At 37.6% G+C, this 18,764-nt stretch carries 11 protein-coding genes and 3 pseudogenes; 1 reads left to right on the forward strand and 13 read right to left on the reverse strand.

The genetic code is table 11. From position 1 onward, the window contains the following. Window positions 1-131 precede the first annotated feature (131 nt). From mutL to J2S13_RS05375, 4 genes and pseudogenes are all read right to left on the reverse strand, one after another. The gene (gene mutL / locus J2S13_RS05360; RefSeq protein WP_307256682.1) at window positions 132-2,045 is read right to left on the reverse strand and encodes a DNA mismatch repair endonuclease MutL; all 1,914 of its coding nucleotides are present in this window, start codon (window positions 2,043-2,045) and stop codon (window positions 132-134) included. Window positions 2,046-2,080: 35 nt separating this feature from the next. Then, window positions 2,081-4,591 (reverse strand): annotated as a pseudogene (gene mutS, locus J2S13_RS05365) (DNA mismatch repair protein MutS); the annotation flags it as partial. A gap of 100 nt (window positions 4,592-4,691) precedes the next feature. Further along, window positions 4,692-6,509 (reverse strand): annotated as a pseudogene (locus J2S13_RS05370) (reverse transcriptase domain-containing protein). A 591-nt stretch (window positions 6,510-7,100) separates the two neighbouring features. Further along, window positions 7,101-7,202: pseudogene (locus J2S13_RS05375) on the reverse strand (MutS N-terminal domain-containing protein); the annotation flags it as partial. Window positions 7,203-7,429: 227 nt separating this feature from the next. On the opposite strand from J2S13_RS05375, the gene J2S13_RS05380 reads away from it, so the two are divergent. Then, window positions 7,430-8,380, forward strand: a complete 951-nt coding sequence (locus J2S13_RS05380) for an MBL fold metallo-hydrolase (protein WP_307256684.1) — start codon at window positions 7,430-7,432, stop codon at window positions 8,378-8,380. Between the two features lie 57 nt (window positions 8,381-8,437). On the opposite strand, the gene J2S13_RS05385 is transcribed toward J2S13_RS05380, so the two are convergent. The 9 genes from J2S13_RS05385 to rny form a co-directional block, all read right to left on the reverse strand. Next, window positions 8,438-8,983, reverse strand: coding sequence for an outer spore coat protein CotE (locus J2S13_RS05385; protein WP_307256685.1), 546 nt, complete (start codon window positions 8,981-8,983; stop codon window positions 8,438-8,440). Window positions 8,984-9,227: 244 nt separating this feature from the next. Next, the gene (locus tag J2S13_RS05390; RefSeq protein WP_307256686.1) at window positions 9,228-9,656 is read right to left on the reverse strand and encodes a YlbF/YmcA family competence regulator; all 429 of its coding nucleotides are present in this window, start codon (window positions 9,654-9,656) and stop codon (window positions 9,228-9,230) included. A gap of 1 nt (window position 9,657) precedes the next feature. Further along, window positions 9,658-11,202: a tRNA (N6-isopentenyl adenosine(37)-C2)-methylthiotransferase MiaB gene (gene miaB / locus J2S13_RS05395; protein ID WP_307256687.1), complete on the reverse strand. Its 1,545-nt coding sequence runs from the start codon at window positions 11,200-11,202 to the stop codon at window positions 9,658-9,660. 157 nt (window positions 11,203-11,359) lie between these two features. Continuing rightward, window positions 11,360-12,226 carry a 2-oxoacid:ferredoxin oxidoreductase subunit beta gene (locus J2S13_RS05400; RefSeq protein WP_307256688.1) on the reverse strand — a complete coding sequence of 289 codons (867 nt, stop codon included), beginning with the start codon at window positions 12,224-12,226 and terminating at the stop codon, window positions 11,360-11,362. Beyond that, window positions 12,227-13,969: a 2-oxoacid:acceptor oxidoreductase subunit alpha gene (locus J2S13_RS05405; RefSeq protein WP_307256689.1), complete on the reverse strand. Its 1,743-nt coding sequence runs from the start codon at window positions 13,967-13,969 to the stop codon at window positions 12,227-12,229. It lies immediately after the preceding gene. Between the two features lie 228 nt (window positions 13,970-14,197). After that, window positions 14,198-15,118: a dipeptidase gene (locus J2S13_RS05410; RefSeq protein ID WP_307256690.1), complete on the reverse strand. Its 921-nt coding sequence runs from the start codon at window positions 15,116-15,118 to the stop codon at window positions 14,198-14,200. A 376-nt stretch (window positions 15,119-15,494) separates the two neighbouring features. Then, the gene (gene spoVS, locus J2S13_RS05415; RefSeq protein WP_003352407.1) at window positions 15,495-15,755 is read right to left on the reverse strand and encodes a stage V sporulation protein SpoVS; all 261 of its coding nucleotides are present in this window, start codon (window positions 15,753-15,755) and stop codon (window positions 15,495-15,497) included. Window positions 15,756-15,921: 166 nt separating this feature from the next. Next, window positions 15,922-16,722: a TIGR00282 family metallophosphoesterase gene (locus tag J2S13_RS05420; protein WP_307256691.1), complete on the reverse strand. Its 801-nt coding sequence runs from the start codon at window positions 16,720-16,722 to the stop codon at window positions 15,922-15,924. Window positions 16,723-16,850: 128 nt separating this feature from the next. After that, window positions 16,851-18,410 (reverse strand): ribonuclease Y, encoded by a 1,560-nt coding sequence (rny, locus tag J2S13_RS05425; protein WP_307256692.1) that lies wholly within the window; start codon window positions 18,408-18,410, stop codon window positions 16,851-16,853. Window positions 18,411-18,764 lie beyond the last annotated feature (354 nt).

The raw sequence follows: 18,764 nt of genomic DNA on the forward strand, positions 1-18,764 counted from the left end.
AAAATAAAATCCTTGCATTAGTATACCTTAACTATATGCTAAAACATATCTATTTTGACGGTTCCCTGCCTTCATCACACAAAAAAACAAGGTAAAACATTGATAAATCAGCATTTTTACCTTGTCAAAAACTACATGACCCTCTTAAACATCTTCTGCATTTCATACGTAGAATAATGAATAATAATAGGGCGACCATGTGGACATGTGAAAGGATCGGAGCTCATACGCAAACTATCGAGCAAGCTTTGGATTTCATCATCACGCAAATGACGATTGGCCTTAATAGATGCTTTACAACTCATCATAATTGCCGCCTCTTCACGTAATTTCTTAATATCCACTGTTTTCATCGTTAATAATTGTTCAATCATCTCTTCAATAATTTCTTTTTCCTCCCCTTTTGGAAACCATTGGGGATGAGAGCGAACGATAAAGGAGGAGGGACCAAACGACTCTAAAAACACTCCCACTTTTTCTAGCTCCTCTTGATATTCAGTAATTTTCACAAATTCATCCATTGAATATTGTAGGGTTAACGGGATAAGCATATCTTGTAGTTCATTTTCAATTTGTCCAACTTTCTCACGGAAAAATTCATATTTTAAACGTTCCTGTGCCGCATGTTGATCAATAATATAGAGCCCCCGTTCATTTTGTGCAAAAATATAGGTTCCATGCATTTGACCAATCGGATACATGGGTGGAATTCGACTCTCTGTTTTTGACTCATTCAAGTCATTGGTATTCTCCTGTTCCTCCATAAAGGGCTGGGTTGGCTCATGGATGGTAACTTCAGGGAAGGGAAGGTCATCCATCATGGCTGTATGGTTCTGAACTTGTTGTTGCTCTTGATTCCAGTCATTAACTTCTCTTTCGTACAAGATTTTCATTTCTTCTTTTGGAAGTGAAGACGATGGCTTCTCGTATGAATTGGATGTTCCAATACGTGAAGGACGATTTGAGTGAGATTCTTTCACAGGCAAATGGTCTAAAGAAAAAATTTGTTGCTCTGAAAATACCTCACTTTTCGGTTTCATTGTTTCTTTCGGAATTAATTCTTCCTTTTGAAAAACTTTTTTGATACATGTTGTCACAAGTTCATTTAACTCTTTTTCTTTGCTGAATCGAACCTCCATTTTGGAGGGATGGACATTGACATCCACTAATAATGGGTCCATTTTTATATTTAATAGAACAATTGGGTAACGACCGATCGGTAATAATGTATGATATCCTTCTTGAATCGCTTTTGCGAGTGGATAGTTTTTAATGAAACGACCATTAATCATCGTTGATATATAGTTACGCGATGCCCTCGTCACTTCAGGTAATGAAATCCACCCATCGATTTCAAAATCTAAAGAAGTGCCAGAAAGCGGAATCATCATTTTGGCAATATTGACCCCATAAATAGAGGCGAGGACTTGTCTTACATCCCCTTTTCCATTCGTTTGAAGAAGTACGCGATCATGATGACGAAGACGAATCGATACCTCTGGATGTGCTAAAGCAAGACGATTCACCACATCAGTAATATTCCCGAGCTCCGTATGAACGGTTTTCATATACTTTAATCTTGCAGGTGTATTATAAAATAAATTAGAAACTGTTATTTCTGTTCCTTTTCGGGCAGAGGCTTGCTCTTGCTTCACCAATTTTCCACCTTCTAGGTAAATCCTTGTCCCTACTTGATCTCCAACACTTGAAATGAGTTCTAATTGTGAAACAGAGGCAATACTTGGGAGGGCTTCTCCACGAAATCCTAATGTACGGATTCTGAATAAATCTTCCTCATTTTTTATTTTACTTGTCGCATGACGATTAAATGCCTTGAGACAATCCTCTTCTTCAATTCCATCTCCATTATCAATAATACATATTTTACTTAATCCCGCTTCTTCTATATCGATTTCAACCACAGTACTATGGGCATCTATCGCATTTTCAACCAATTCTTTTACAACAGAGGCGGGTCTCTCTACAACTTCTCCGGCGGCAATTTTATTCGATAAAATATCATCCAATTGAATAATTTTCCCCAACTGTATTCACCTCTTATGTTGTATTTTTTCTCTAATTATTTCAGCTTTTTCTGTAACTCATACAGTGCATTGAACGCTTGCAAAGGATTCATTTCCAAAATATTCAAAGATGCTAATTCATGAAGGATCTTTCTTTCCTTCGACGTCGGCGTTGCTTTCTTCTCTTGTTTTGGTTTTTCTTCAAAAAACGATAGCTGACCTTCTTGAATCGTCAGTGTTTCCTTTTCTTCCGAAGGGGTGGTTGCTTGTTCTATTCGTTTAGGGACATCTTGATGTTCCAATTCATTTAAGATTTCATTAGCACGTGATATGACTTCTTTTGGAAGTTGTGCAAGCTTGGCAACATGGACTCCATAGCTCTTATCGGCAGCGCCTTCCTTAATTTTATGGAGAAATACAACTTTTCCATTTTGTTCAACTGCACTGACATGAACATTCTTCAAATGGGATAATGTTTTTTCTAACACGGTTAGTTCATGATAATGAGTGGAAAATAAGGTTTTTGCCCCAATTCGTTCATGAATATACTCAATCATTGCTTGTGCTAAGGACATCCCATCGTAGGTAGAAGTTCCTCTTCCAATCTCATCAAATAAAATAAGCGAATGTTGGGTTGCATTTGTAATCGCATTTTTCGCTTCTAACATTTCAACCATAAATGTGCTTTGTCCAGAAATTAAATCATCGGCTGCCCCAATCCGTGTAAACACTTGGTCAAATATAGGGAGAACTGCTTCTTCCGCAGGAACAAAACAACCGATTTGTGCCAGCACCGCTGTGAGAGCAATTTGCCTCATATACGTACTTTTCCCCGACATATTTGGTCCAGTAATTAACAGGATCTCTCTTTCTTTGCCCATTACACAATCATTCGGCACATATTGTTGGGAGGACATCACTTTTTCCACAACAGGATGTCTTCCATCTTTAATATATAATGTTCGGTCTTGATGGAAACTTGGTTTCACATAATGACGCATTTCACTAATCGTAGCAAAGCATTGTAACACGTCGAGTTCACTTAGTTTCTTCGCAAGATTTTGCAATCGTGGAATGAAATTTTTTACATATTCGCGAATTTGCAAAAATAAATCATACTCTAAATCGACACTTTTCTCCTCTGCTTGGAGAATTAAGGCCTCCTTTTCCTTGAGTTCTGGAGTGATAAATCGTTCGGCATTCGTTAACGTCTGTTTCCGTTCATAACGGTCTTCATTTAACAAAGGTAAATTGGCTTTCGTCACTTCTATGTAATAGCCAAACACTCGGTTAAATCCAACCTTCAAAGATTTAATGCCTGTTTTTTCCTTTTCCGATTGTTCTAATTGTGCGATCCAATCTTTCCCGTTTCTACTAGCATCACGGTAGCGATCTAATTCCTCATGGTACCCATCCTTTATGATCCCTCCCTCTTTGATGGATAAAGGAGGGGTATCAAGTAATGCTTTATCTAGGAATTCGGTGATTTCTTCACATGAATCTAGTTCATTTGCGACCCTCTTCATTTCGTCATGGTCGATTTGTAAAAATAACTCGCGGATCATTGGGACTTGTTGTAAAGATCTTTTTAGTTGGACAAGGTCACGAGCATTGACATTTCCAAAGGCCACTCGACCAGCTAATCTTTCAACATCATATACTTCCTTCAATAATTCTCTTAAGTCTTGTCTTTCGAAGTAATATTCAATGAGCAATTCTACTAATTGCTGTCTTTTTTCAATTTCGGATTGCGTAATGAGAGGTCGGTCAATCCATTGCTTTAAAAGTCGTCCTCCCATAGCAGTTTTCGTTTCATCCAACAACCATAATAAGGAGCCTTTTTTCCCCTTAGAACGAATGGTTTCTGTTAACTCTAGATTCCTCTTAGAATAATAATCCATTTTCATGAACTGATGAACAGTGTACGTTTCCACAGGCTGTAAATGATCTAAACTTCTTTTTTGTGTTCGGTACAAATAATTAAAAATCCGAGCCATTGTGATACGTAATTTATCCTGCTCAATCGATTGAAGTAGTTCTATATAGGACTCTTTTATGTCAGTATCATCTTCAAATGAAAAAGTGAGGGGAGCACGTTCCGCCATTTTCTTCTGTAGCTCCTGATCAAATGTTGAGTGAATCACAACCTCTTTTACACCTAAAGTCGATATCTCGTTTAATACCTCATCAAAAGACTCCGTAAATAATGTGACATGATTCTCCCCTGTTGATAAATCATTATAGGCAAATCCATATGTGCCATCTTCAAAGGCTGAGATAGAACCAAGGTAATTGTTTTCCTTCTCAGCTAAACCTTTCCCTTCCATCATCGTCCCTGGGGTAATTAACTGGACAACTTCTCTTTTTATGACACCTTTAGCTTGCTTTGGATCCTCTGTTTGTTCACAAATCGCTACTTTAAATCCTTTTTCAATTAGTCTTTCAATATATGAAGCCGCCGAATGGTATGGTACCCCACACATGGGAATTCTTCCTTCTCCACCACCATCACGACTTGTTAACGTAATTTCTAATTCCTGAGACGCTGTGACCGCATCATCAAAGTAGGATAGGAACCCAGCGCCTTGCTACATTTCTGTAGTAGGTTTCCAAGAACCCTCCCCCAAACCGTACGTACTCCTCTCAGAGTATACGGCTTTCCATTCATCAATCTAACTTACCGGCATGCAAATCATTATGACATTTCTCGCATAAGACAAGAATTTTTCTTTGTCTTGCAATCATCATTCTTTCCTAATTTGCCTTGCCTTTCAAATCTTTGAGCTTCTTAATATGATGTACTTCTAAATCATCACTTTCTTTACTACAGTATTCACACCTGTCCGCCATCAGTCTATCAATGAAACTTGTACGACCAGCATATTAAAAGGTATTCGGGAGATGATCGACATCAATATTCTTGATTACCGATTCATTTCTCTTAAACCCTTCATCATAAAGTTTTCTGTATTTTGTACCAGACTTCGTTTCATACTTGACCATAAAAGTCCCGTTGACAGAATACTTCCTGATAATTTTCGCTGTAGATGTTTTATATTTATTAGCAAATGTTTTAAACATACTGTGTTTCATGAGTGAGTAAAATTTCCCTACCACACTCGCGTTTTTTGCTAACCTGTAGTAAATGTAGAATCCTCTAATCTCGGAATTATACGTACTCAATATTTCCAAATCATCCCGATTGATTAGCTCAGGTCTGTGAAGCCACTTCCACTTACCAGTTCGGTCGATTTTTAATGCACCCAAGTCCAAAAGTGTGTTGATCCACTTTTCTCTAGGCACATATAACTGACATCTTCCGTTGAAAAATCTTCTTAGATTCCCATTTTTATCCCTGATGCGTTCATGACTGTTTTCAATAGTAATGTCATAACTCAGGAATCTCGCGAAATCTTTCCCATTAGTTATCAGCGTTTTATCGTCTGATAAATTTAACTTAAGCTCATCCTTTAGAAATTCCGAAAGTATTTCTTTAATATGACTTGCATCTTTTTTACTCCCAATTATGCCAATAAGAAAATCATCAGCATACCTTACATATAGTAACCTTTTATCATTACCATCCATTGGGTCTGAATATTGCATACTTCTTAAGGTATTTCGTAGTTCATTGATTTCATCTTGAAGTTGTCGTCTTTCCGATTCATCTAAGGTTTCATAGTTGTCTTTAAGTTTCTTCACTTTATATTCTATCCTACCGCTTATAAGCTTGTATTCAGGATTTCTTTTCCGCTTTTTACCTTCAGTGAAATTGTCGAATTTGTAGTTTTCAACAAAATTATCAAGTTCATTTAGGTAAATATTAGATAATATTGGGCTAATTATTCCGCCTTGTGGAGTTCCACTATAGGTTTTATGGAATTTCCAGTCCTCCATATATCCAGCTTTTAAGAATTTCCATATAAGGTTAATAAATTTTTCATCTTTAATTCTCTTCCTAAGAATCGAAATTAACTTCTGATGATTAATATTATCGAAGAAACCTTCAATGTCCCCTTCTATGAACCACTTGACACCTGTGAAATTTCTTTTTATTTCCATCAGAGCTGTATGACAGCTTCTGTTCGGTCTGAATCCATGTGAATGGTCAGAGAAAGAATTTTCATAAATCGCTTCAAGAATCATCCTAACTACTTCTTGGACTAACTTATCGTTAAATGATGGTATTCCTAATGGTCTTAGTTTTCCATTTTTCTTTGGAATGTAAGTCCTTCTAACTGGTTGTGGTTTGTAACTTTCATTTTTGATTTGTTCAATTAAGTCATCAATTCTTTGAATACTCATTCCATCTATTGTTGTACCGTTAACACCTTCCGTTAAATTCCCTCCATTAGGTGCTAATTTGCTGTATGCAACAAGATAGAAATTCCTATTATAGAGGTTCCTATAAATTTTGAAGTACACATATTCTTCAAGATGCGATTTGCTAGCTAGATTGTTTAATACTACTAATGGATCTCTCATGAAGCCTCACGCTCCTTCCCAAATTTGTATCAAACAAGATGAACTGCGTCCCTTCGCCATGTACTAGGCTTTCCCTAGCTCGGACTACTACGGAAGCTCCGTTACCATATTAGATATTCAAGCTCTTTAGCTATAGCCATAACAGGCGTTCTAACTTAGGTAATCCCCATTTAGTCTTATAAGAACATACTTGTTGTAATGTCGGATGCGACTTTCACCCTTTTCTCCTTATTGGAGATGCCTGACCTTGAACCGCTCATATTTACAAGAAGACGAAATGTAAATATTTTGTTGAGGAACATGTTTTTCATTACTCAACCTAAGGTCAATAGACGTTTCAACTACCTTTCGTCTATGGCTACGTTCTACCGGCTCAGATTATCGTTCAAGTAATCCAACTTTCATCCTTGTTTACAACTTTTCGCTTCGCCTTTCAGTCGTGGTTTTGGTAGTTAACCAACTTAAGGCTTTTCGGACATGCTACACTCCCCTTTTGATTTCTCTCCAGGATAAGTCCGCTAGCGATAGGCAAATGCGGTTTAACCTACTGTATTGTAAGTACAGATTTCTTATAAGTCCTTATGGGCGCACAAACATTTCATAAAAATCTCCTAAACGAAAAAACAAAAAGGCATCTTGATAATCTGCCTTCACTTGTAAGTATTGTTGAATCATTGGCGTATATTTGGCCATTTTATCTCCAAACCCTTTCCATTCTACCATTAACTATTTCGAAACTATATTATAACATAATGGCAGCCTATTTTTCTGAGATCAACCCTTCATATCGCGATTAAATTCTTCCTTTCTTTTTCTATTATAACGATCAGTTTTCTGAATTTTATTTACTTTTAAGTGATCATTCCTTACACTTAAGGAAATAGACTTGAATATATGAAAGTAACAGGAGGAGGAAGAGAGTGATGACAAATAAACCAATCCAACTTGGAAACCGCATTCATTTAATTGATGGATTTGATTTGGGAATGGAAAAACGGACAGGGACTTATGTGATCGAGGAGGAAAATATCACCTTAATCGAAACAGGCCCTAGCCCCTCTATCCCATACGTATTATCTGGATTAAAAGACCTCTCCATTAATCCAGATAAGATTGATTATATTATCGTGACACATATCCATCTTGATCACGCCGGGGGTGCTGGGGTGTTGTTAAAGGAATGCCCAAATGCCAAGCTTGTTGTTCATCCACGCGGTGCACGGCATATCGTGGATCCTTTGCGCCTTATTCAAGGGGCAAAAGCGGTTTATGGGGACGATTTTGATCGATTATTTGCCCCGATTATTCCTGTTCCTGAAGATAAAGTGATCATTAAAAATGACGGTGACACTTTACAAATTGGTCCAAATTGTACCCTTAGTTTTCTAGATACACCAGGTCACAGTGATCATCATTTTAGTATTTATGATCCAATTAGCAATGGGATCTTTACAGGAGATACAATCGGTGTGAACTATGGACCTTCTTTAAATGACTCAAATGTACAACTCTATTTACCTTCTACTTCACCTAATCAATTTGACCCGGATAAAATGCTCCAATCACTTGAACGAATTCAAAATTTACAAGTGGATCAAATTTTCTTCGGGCACTTTGGAAAGTCTCATGACGTTCATGAAGTGTATAAACAAATTCAATATTGGTTGCCCCTATTTATGTCTCTCGGGGAAGAAGCTTTTGAGCAACACCAGGACCATATATGGTTAAGTGGGAAATTAATTCATTTAGTGAAATCATTTTTACAACAACATATACAGGATGATCATGAAGTATACAAAATTATTCAACTTGATATGACTGTTAGCGCAATGGGCATTTTGCATTATTTTGAAAAAAACGAAATTAGCTAGCATATAACTAAAAAAACAATTGCCTGTTTTCATTTAGGGGAAAACAGGCAGTGCATTTTATTTATCATATGAATCGATAAAATCTGAATTTAATTTCTTATATTCATCGTCATCATCTTCATATTCGAAACCAGTGTGCCAATCATCCTTACAACCATTTGGATGAATCGCTACACATAACTTTGTCTCCCCTATTACTTCAACGAGAAACTCCCTTTCCACATGAACAATAATTTCATTCCCACTTGATGAAATCACTGCTTCACATGCATTTGGCTGTTGTAGAACTTTAGCGATCACTGCTTTATCATCTAAGCAATCATTGTCGCGATATTTTAATTTAATAATGTCCTTGTACTCCACTGTGTCACAATATACATCTGTTTTGGTATTATCTTTATGGGAATACCAAATATTCACGTCATATGTTCCGCAAACTTCGACTGTTTTGCCTACTTTCGTTGCCTCATACTCATGGTTAATAATCCAACAGCCTAATATGCTCGATGGGTAATCGGGCGGACAGATCGTATGATGGGACTGCGTGAATTTACGTCCCTTCGCAACGACCGCTTTTGTAATAATTTCTCTATATTCTGCCATTCGAGCGAACCCTCCTCATTCATTTTCATTTCATCCTATGCATGACACTAGACTAGTGTGCCTAACATGAATTTTTTTCTGAAAAAATATTGTAATACGGTCTTTGCTAGTCATTGTATGCGGAAAATAGACGGATGTGCAATAGAGGGGGGTGTTTATAGTTGGAATAAAGAATGGCTGTCTGAAAAAAAGAGAACTAATCCCATAATAATCTATGGAATCAGTTCCTCCTCAAAAAATTGGATTAATGGCAGCAATTTGAGCTGTTTCGAACTTGTGCACCAGTCTCACCTCGAAGAAGATCTCCTCCTGTTGAAGTGATGATTTCATCGGTTACAGTGTTTGAAATGGCTGATGCCACAATTTGTAATAGGTCATTAACTTCAACCTGTGATTCCTTAAACTGTTGAACAACAGGTATTTCATCCAATTCTTTTTCGATTTTATTTATTTTTTCTTCCACCATTTTCAATGCTTCTACTTTCCCATAATGTTGGAAGTTGACGGCTTGTTTTTGCAAACTTTTCATACTTGCAATCATTTCTTTTACTTTTTGATTTTCATGAATTTGTGCTTCAGCACGCTTGAAGAATTCTACCTCTTCTGTTTCAGAAATCAATTTCGCTAATTCTGTTGCGCGTTTTACAATATCATCTTTTGTATATTTTGCCATCTTATATCACCTCAACAGCTTCTTTTTCTTCAATCACTTCACCATTTAAAGACCAGGTTTTGGCTTCATTAATTTTTACTTTTACAATATGTCCAATACAGGATTTAGGTCCTTTAAAGTTGACCAATTTATTTTTATTTGTATAACCTGCAAGGATTTCGGGATTATTTTTACTTTCTCCTTCAACGAGAACTTCTACAATTTGGCCTTCATATTTTTTCATTGCTTCTGCAGAAAGTTCATTAACTAATTGATTTAACCGTTGCAGACGTTCCTTTTTCACTTCCATTGGAACATTATCCTTCATTTTTGCTGCTGGAGTTCCTTCACGTGGTGAATAAATGAATGTATAGGCAGCCTCAAACCCGACTTCCCGCACTAATGATAATGTTTCTTCAAATTGTTCGTCTGTTTCATTTGGGAATCCTACAATAATATCTGTTGTTAAAGCCACATCTGGAATGGCCTTTTTAATTTTTTGAACAAGTTCTAAATAAGTCTCACGAGAATATTTACGAGCCATAATTTTCAAAATATCACTAGAACCTGATTGAACCGGAAGATGGATATGATCCATTAAGTTTCCTTTTTTCGCAAGTACTTCGATCAGATGATCATCAAAGTCTCTTGGGTGACTTGTTGTAAAGCGGACCCGAGGGATATCAATTTTACGGATTGCATCCATTAAATCACCAAGTCCATAATGAATGTCATCAAAATCTTTTCCATAAGCATTCACGTTTTGGCCTAATAATGTAATCTCTTGATATCCTTGAGCTGCTAAATGACGAACTTCTTGAATGATTTCTTCTGGTCTACGGCTACGTTCTTTTCCGCGAGTATATGGCACAATACAATACGTGCAAAATTTATCACAGCCATACATAATATTGACCCAAGCCTTAATTTTTCCATTTCGGACTTTTGGAAGATTTTCAACTACATCTCCCTCTTTTGACCATACTTCAATCACCATCTCTTTAGATAAATAGGCTTCTTTTAGGATATTAGGAAGGCGATGAATATTATGTGTACCGAAAATGATATCCACATGTTGATGTTTGCTTAGAATTCTATTGACAACCGATTCTTCTTGAGACATACAGCCACATACACCTAAAAGAAGGTCTGGCTTCTCTGTTTTCAATTGTTTTAAATGACCAATTTCCCCAAATACTTTATTCTCTGCGTTTTCCCGAATTGCACAAGTATTTAAAAGGATCACATTGGCATCCTCAACCGTATCGGTAGGCTCATACCCAAGCTGTATGAAAATTCCTGCCATAACTTCAGTATCATGTTCATTCATTTGGCATCCATACGTACGGATATAGAATTTACGACCCTTTCCCATTTCTAAAAACTCTTCAGGTATTTCAAAATCATTATGATATTTTATTTCTTCTTTCCCACGTCGCTTCGCTTCTTTTAGGGATGGTGGCATGTATACAGTATCAAAATACTTACTGTAATCCTTTTCGGATTTTTTGTCCGAAGGATTATTTTGTTTCACTTGTTGACCTTGTAATCGTTGTTGCTCGTTCATGAAATTCCCCTTTCCTATAATAGATCAATACTTACACATTATTTTAGTATAAATGTTTTCTATTTATTAAACAATAGAAGTTTAAGGGGTTACGAAAACCGACAAATATTGTTCCCTCATATAAATAAGCTGAAACGTTCGTTTCAGCCCATTCATTTTACATAAACTCTTTTACAAGGTTTGTAAAGTATTCATCATTTAATTTCAAGTCTTGTTCTGTTAATGGTTCCTCCGCGTATCCGTGAACCAATTGTTGGTAGGAAGGTTGTTCTTTGTTTTGATAAATTAATCCTGTCACGAGTCCATTATTTTTCATTAATGTATTCATCGCTAGTTCACGATTGGATGGGTCATAATCCTCAATACTACTTAATTTTGTTAAGTTTTCTTTAAACCATTCATACGTATTCACTTTATTATAAGTTACACATGGGCTAAATACGTTAATAATCGAGAAGCCTTTGTGTTCAATCCCTGCTTCAATCAACGCTGTAAGCTCTTTTAAATCAGATGAAAAGCTTTGCGCAACAAAGGTAGCACCTGATGTTAAAGCTAATTCCATCGGTGGAAGTGGGTGTTCAATTGCCCCTTCCGGAGTGGATTTTGTCACAAACCCGGCCGCAGATCTTGGTGAAGTTTGACCTTTTGTTAGGCCATAAATTTGGTTATCCATAATCACATAAGTAATATCAATATTTCGGCGGATGGCATGAATGGTATGTCCTGTTCCAATAGCAAATCCATCTCCATCTCCTCCAGACGCAATGACGGTTAAATCCTTATTAGCCATCTTCACACCTTGAGCAATCGGTAAGGCCCGACCGTGAATTCCATGTAATCCATATGATTTTATATAACCTGAAATACGTCCAGAACATCCAATACCTGAAATAACAGCTAGTTCATTTGGTTCTAAGCCTTTATTTGCTGCTGCCCGTTGGATTGCCGCTTGCACGGAGAAATCCCCACATCCTGGGCACCAGTTTGGTTTCACATTATTACGAAAATCTTTAAAAGTAGCCAATTAAATCAACTCCTTGCACTTTGAGTAAATTTCATGCGGCAGGAATGGATTTCCGTCATATTTAAGAAGGTTAGAGATTTTTTGAGCATGTCCAACATTCATTTTGATAATATTCGCTAATTGTCCTGTCGCATTATGTTCAACAACAGCTATTCTTTTAGCAGATTGAACGAGCGGAAGCATCTCATCTGTCGGGAATGGATGAATTAAACGAACTTGCGCATGATTCACTTTTATTCCATCCTTTTCTAAACGCTCTGCAGCTTCCTCTAATACACCTCTAGTTGAGTTAAATCCAACTAATAATAAATCCGCCTCGTCATGTTTTATATTTTTATAGATTGGTTGGTTAAATTCCACTTTTTCTAGCTTACGAAATCTTTTATCCATCTGATCTTTTCGGTTAGATGGAGACTCAGAAGGTTTACCTGTTTCATCATGCTCAACGCCAGTGACATGATGGATTCCATTTTTCATTCCAGGAATTACTCGTGGTGAAATTCCATCAGCTGTCACTTCGTATCGTTTAAAATAGGAAGCACCATCTAACTCAGGAAGTTGATTTTCATCTTGAATTAATTTTCCACGACGAATCTTTACTTTACTATAGTCTAAAGGTTCTACCGTTTGTTTACCTAATGACAATTGTAAATCGGATAATAGAATGACTGGACACTGATATTGTTCAGCTAGATTAAATGCCTCAATTGTATCATAGAATGCCTCTTCCACCGTGCTCGGAGCCATGACAATTTTAGGAATTTCTCCATGTGTACCATAGATCATCGCCATTAGATCAGATTGTTCTTGTTTTGTTGGTAAGCCTGTTGATGGACCCCCACGTTGTGTATCCACGATCACCAATGGGGTTTCCGTCATTCCTGCGAGTCCAATCGCTTCCATCATTAATGATAAACCTGGACCTGCTGAAGCCGTGAATGCACGTACCCCACCATAGTTTGACCCAATCGCCATAGTGGCTGCAGCAATCTCATCTTCTGTTTGAATGACTGTTCCACCAACTTGCGGAAGTTTTTGAATCAAATACTCCATAATTTCTGAAGCTGGTGTGATAGGATAAGCAGCCATAATCCGAACACCACCTGCTAAAGCGCCAAGTGCAATCGCATCATTCCCAATCATAAACATACGGTGTTTGCCATCAGCCTTTTCAAGTTCCATCGCACCCACTTGATCGCCTAATTCATTCTTCATATAATCGAAGCCTTGTTGAATTGCTTCCATATTTTTTTGAACAACGGATTCCCCTTTTCGGCCAAAAATTTCATTTACGACCGCTTGGAATACATTTACTTCAATATTTAAAACGGCACAAGTCGCTCCAATCGCCACCATGTTTTTCATTAAAGATGTGCCGAGTTCTTTCGCAATTTCCGTAAATGGAACAATAAACAGAGTAGCCTTTGTATCTTCCGGTTTTACCGGGTTAAACTTCGCATCTGCAATGATCAATCCACGTTCATGTAATTCATGGTAGTTTACATCAATCGTTTCTTGGTCAAAAGCAACTAATATATCTAAATCATCCGAAACAGCACGGACTTGTTTTGTGCTAACACGAATTTTATTATTCGTATGTCCACCTTTTATACGAGAAGAAAAATGGCGATATCCGTACAGGTAGTATCCAAGACGATTCAAAGCCATAGAGAAGATTTCTCCAGTACTTTCAATCCCTTCACCTTGTTGGCCGCCGACTTTCCATGAAAGTTGATCTATCATTAATGAACACCCCTTCAATACGTTCGATACTTCACTTAGTTCCTCCATAAGTGTATCACTTTTCCTAGTAAATCAAAACAAAAAAGCCTGCTAAAACTAGTAAGTTATGACTTTGAGACAAACATTCCATTGGATCCTATCTTGTTTTGAAAAGATAGGAACGTTTTTGAGCTTCCCTTATCAGGACTTCCACATCATCCCAATTATAGGAATCTATCCACTTCTCTTCTACAAGGGGAAATGGTTAACAAAATTATCGTATAAAAATTTTCTTACTTGCTTGTCTGTATAATATTTGTGTAATTTGTCTATCAAGTTCTCATAATCCTGATACCGAGATAATGTTGGAATCGTTTCATCAATCCCATCGAAATCAGACCCAAACCCAACATGATTCTCTCCACCAAGAGAACATATATAATCTAAATGCTGCACAACATCTTCCAATACGGCCTTTCCATCCTTTTGTAAAAAATGCGGGACAAAGGTAATCCCAATAACTCCATTTTTTTCGATTAAAGCTTTAATTTGTTGGTCCTTTAAATTTCTCGGGTGTGGGCAAAGCTTATAACTATTTGAATGTGAAGCAATGGGGAAATCTGCAATTTCTATCACATCCCAGAACGCTTTTTCTGATAAATGGGATACATCTGTCCATACATGGAGATCATTTAGCTCATGGACAACCTTTTTCCCAAAATTTGTAAGACCAGCTGCGCGTTTTTCGCCCGCTCCATCAGCTAAAGCATTGGCATTATTCCAAGTCAAACCGAAAGAACGGACACCTAAATGATACAACGTTCTTAGTTTGATCAGATCCTCTTCAATCGCTTCACAGCCTTCAAGAGTAAGTACCGCCCCTATCTCCGAAGCTTCTAAACCGAGGAGATCTTTTCTCGATTTAATTAGTTTCATCTTAGGGTTCGGTTTAATGACTTTTTCAAAAAATAAATCCAATTCCTCTAAGGCCGTTTGAAAGCGGTCGTTCGGTGTTGTATCTGATGGCAGATAGATCGCAAAACATTGAACTTTTCCCCCAACCTTGTTCAGCTGTTCATATGTAACATGAAGATCTGACTCTGATTGGAAATTCTTTATTGCGTCTAATTGAAGTTGGTAAAGAACATCACAATGCGCATCAAAAATCATGACATATTCCCCCTTGCAGAAAGTGAATTGACGTGATTCTAGCCCTAAGCGCGAAGATATTTCAATAGAAAGTTTGTTTCTTTTACATAACAACCTGATTTAAACCCAAGTAAATTCATTGAATTAATTGTATTTCTATTTTAACCTTTCCTTCATTATTTTGCAAAAGGTTTTTTAATATTATGACAAGTTAAGCTTTATTGGTCGAACAAAAACGGAAGCGCCTTGATCATCCGCGTACGAATTTCGGAGTCTGCGACTGAGATAAAGGAAACAATAGCGAGGTTCTCCACGAGCTGATGTTGACTTATCGTCGGGAGGAGTAAAGAAAAAAAGCTGTTTCTCGATGTCTTGTACATCGAAAAACAGCTTTTCATCATCTCGGCTCGACAATTAATTTAATCGCCGTTCGTTCTTCTCCCTCAATTTGAATATCTGTAAATGCTGGAATACAAATTAAATCGACACCACTCGGTGCAACGAAACCACGGGCTATCGCAACGGCTTTCACTGCTTGATTCAATGCTCCTGCGCCTATTGCTTGAATTTCTGCGGCACCTCGTTCTCGAAGAACACCGGCTAGTGCTCCAGCTACAGAATTCGGATTAGATTTTGCTGAAACTTTTAATATTTCCATTCCCTGTTCCCCCTTGTCAATTCCCAAATACCAAATGCCCGAGTTGCTACATCCGGTATAAATGATTCCACTGCTACTATATTCACTCATTTAAGGGAATATTCCGACTCGGCAAGAAAAATGCACTAATTCGACTTATTTGAGGGGAATTCTTTATACCCTAAATCTACTCTGCGATAAACGGGGAATCTTCCGAAATTAAAATTCGGTCAATTTTCACTGCTTTCCCCGTTTTATTTTGTAATTCAACCAAGCAGCCACTTAGTATTTTTCTACCGGATTTGGGGACTTCAAATCGAACTGGCAAACTGGTCAAAAATTTCTTCAATACACCTTCACGAGCCATCCCAAGAATCCCGTCATAAGGGCCAGTCATTCCAACGTCTGTTAAGTAGGCGGTTCCATTTGGCAAAATTCTTTGATCTGCAGTTTGGACATGTGTATGTGTCCCAACAACTGCTGACACTTTCCCATCCAAAAACCAGCCCATCGCCTGCTTTTCACTCGTTGCTTCTGCATGAAAATCAACAAAAATATATGGAGTATGTTCCCGTGCTTTTTCTACTAATTGTTTTACTGTTTCAAAAGGACAATCTAATGGAGGCATAAACGTGCGCCCTTGTACATTAATGACAGCAATTTCGTATCCCATCACTTTTGTCATGATCATTCCGGCACCAGGTGTACCTTCCGGAAAATTGGCTGGTCGCACTAAAAATTTTGCTTTGTCGATAAACTCAAAGATCTCTCGATTATCCCACGCATGATTTCCTAATGTCACAATATTCGCACCGTCTTGTAAAAACTGTCGGTATATTTTTTCCGTGATTCCGCGACCTGCCGCTGCATTTTCTCCATTTACTATGGTTACATCAGGTTGGTATTGTTTTTTTAATTTAGGTAGATATTCGGATACCATTTCCCTTCCTAATGAACCTACGACGTCGCCAATAAATAGTATTTTCATGAAAAAACCCTTTCTAGTTTCATTCAAAATGTAATGGTAGTATATCAAATCAACATAGAAACAAAAAATTCAGAGTTATAATAGATCTGCTCATGTGCAAATAAAAGCGGTGTGAGACTCACACCGCTTTATTTCGCATATTCAACAGCTCTTGTTTCCCGAATGACGGTCACTTTAATATGACCAGGATAATCAAGTTCTCCCTCAATTCGTTTCCGTATATCCCTCGCTAATCGATGTGCTTCTAAATCATCTATTTGCTCAGGTTTTACGATGATTCGAATTTCACGGCCCGCTTGAATCGCAAATGATTTTTCAACGCCCTCATATGACTCGGAGATTTCCTCGAGTTTCTCTAAACGTCGAATGTAATTTTCTAGCGTTTCACTACGCGCACCTGGTCTTGCTGCTGATAAAGCATCAGCTGCCGCAACTAAAATTGCAATAATAGAAGTTGGTTCTGTGTCACCATGATGGGAAGCGATACTGTTGATCACAACTGGATGTTCTTTATATTTCGTTGCAAGTTCCACACCAATTTCAACATGGCTTCCTTCTACTTCATGATCAATCGCTTTTCCTATATCGTGCAACAAACCAGCACGTCTAGCAAGCGTTTCGTCTTCTCCAAGTTCGGCCGCAAGTAATCCTGTTAAAAACGCGACTTCCATGGAATGTTTTAAAACGTTTTGACCATAACTTGTCCGGAATTTTAAACGTCCTAATATTTTTATTAAATCAGGATGGAGTCCATGTACACCTACTTCAAATGTTGTCTGTTCTCCAATCTCCCGAATATGTTCATCCACTTCTCTTCTCGCTTTATCAACCATTTCCTCAATGCGAGCAGGGTGAATACGTCCATCTTGGACTAATTTTTCTAAAGCAATACGCGCTGTTTCACGACGAATCGGATCAAACCCCGAAAGAATAACCGCTTCAGGTGTATCATCGATAATGAGATCGATTCCTGTGAGGGTCTCAAGTGTTCGGATATTTCTACCCTCACGTCCAATAATTCTACCTTTCATCTCATCATTTGGAAGGTTTACGACAGATACAGTCGTCTCTGCTACATGATCAGCAGCACAACGTTGTATCGCAAGGGAAAGAACTTCTTTCGCTTTCTTGTCAGCTTCTTCCTTTGCACGATTTTCTTGTTCTTTTATCATTAGAGCAATATCGTGAGCTAATTCTTTTTCGACACGTTCTAATATAATTGAACGAGCCTCATCGCGAGTGAGACTGGAGATGCGTTCTAGTTCAGCTTGTTGCGATCGTACCATCTCGTCCACTTTGCTTTCCATCTCTTCAATATGTTGTTGTCTTTTGTTCAGAGACTCCTCTTTCTTTTCTAACGTGAACTCACGTTTATCCAATGTTTCATCTTTTCGATCGAGGTTCTCTTCTTTTTGCATTAAACGATTTTCTTGTTTTTGCAATTCGTTTCTTCGTTCACGAAGTTCTTTTTCCGTTTCTGTACGAAGTTTATGAATTTCATCCTTTGCTTCTAACAGGGCTTCTTTCTTCAGTGCTTCTGCCTCGCGCTTCGCATCATCAATTATTTGTTCAGCTGCACCTTTTGCTCCTGTAATCTTTGCCTCCGCAATGGATCTTCGAATAAAATAGCCAACAACTACACCGACGATTAGGCCAAGCAAAATGGAGATGATTGTAATGGGTTCCATCGTTTCACCTCCTCTTGCTATGAACTTTAGTCATGTTTCAAACATGTCGGCTGGACATTGTTTCCAAATTTCAATATACAGCGCTCGGCTTGCCATTTTCTAGTGAAAAAATTAAAAATATACATTATTAATTTTATAGCTGAAAAAAAACATTGTCAAGAGTTTGTCACTTTTGACACAAAGAGCTTTTTATACCTAGATTATTCACCGACAAATACAAAATTCCACTGAAATGCTGACTTACCGGCTTTTCAGTGGGATTCTCTTTTTCACTTATTAGATGAAAAAAGAATCCTTTTCTGCTAAGGTTATAACGACCAAGAAACAACCAAAAGAAAGGATTCTTATGATGAC

The sequence above is a fragment of the Oikeobacillus pervagus genome (genome assembly GCF_030813365.1).
Taxonomy (GTDB): domain Bacteria; phylum Bacillota; class Bacilli; order Bacillales; family DSM-23947; genus Oikeobacillus; species Oikeobacillus pervagus.

What these genes read in the sequence shown, in the direction of transcription:
- J2S13_RS05385 (WP_307256685.1), bottom strand. Translation starts at nt 8,983, where the DNA reads ATGGCAGAATATAGAGAAATTATTACAAAAGCGGTCGTTGCGAAGGGA.
- J2S13_RS05390 (WP_307256686.1), bottom strand. Translation starts at nt 9,656, where the DNA reads ATGGCAAAATATACAAAAGATGATATTGTAAAACGCGCAACAGAATTA.
- miaB (WP_307256687.1), bottom strand. Translation starts at nt 11,202, where the DNA reads ATGAACGAGCAACAACGATTACAAGGTCAACAAGTGAAACAAAATAAT.
- J2S13_RS05405 (WP_307256689.1), bottom strand. Translation starts at nt 13,969, where the DNA reads ATGATAGATCAACTTTCATGGAAAGTCGGCGGCCAACAAGGTGAAGGG.
- J2S13_RS05410 (WP_307256690.1), bottom strand. Translation starts at nt 15,118, where the DNA reads ATGATTTTTGATGCGCATTGTGATGTTCTTTACCAACTTCAATTAGAC.
- spoVS (WP_003352407.1), bottom strand. Translation starts at nt 15,755, where the DNA reads ATGGAAATATTAAAAGTTTCAGCAAAATCTAATCCGAATTCTGTAGCT.
- J2S13_RS05420 (WP_307256691.1), bottom strand. Translation starts at nt 16,722, where the DNA reads ATGAAAATACTATTTATTGGCGACGTCGTAGGTTCATTAGGAAGGGAA.
- rny (WP_307256692.1), bottom strand. Translation starts at nt 18,410, where the DNA reads ATGGAACCCATTACAATCATCTCCATTTTGCTTGGCCTAATCGTCGGT.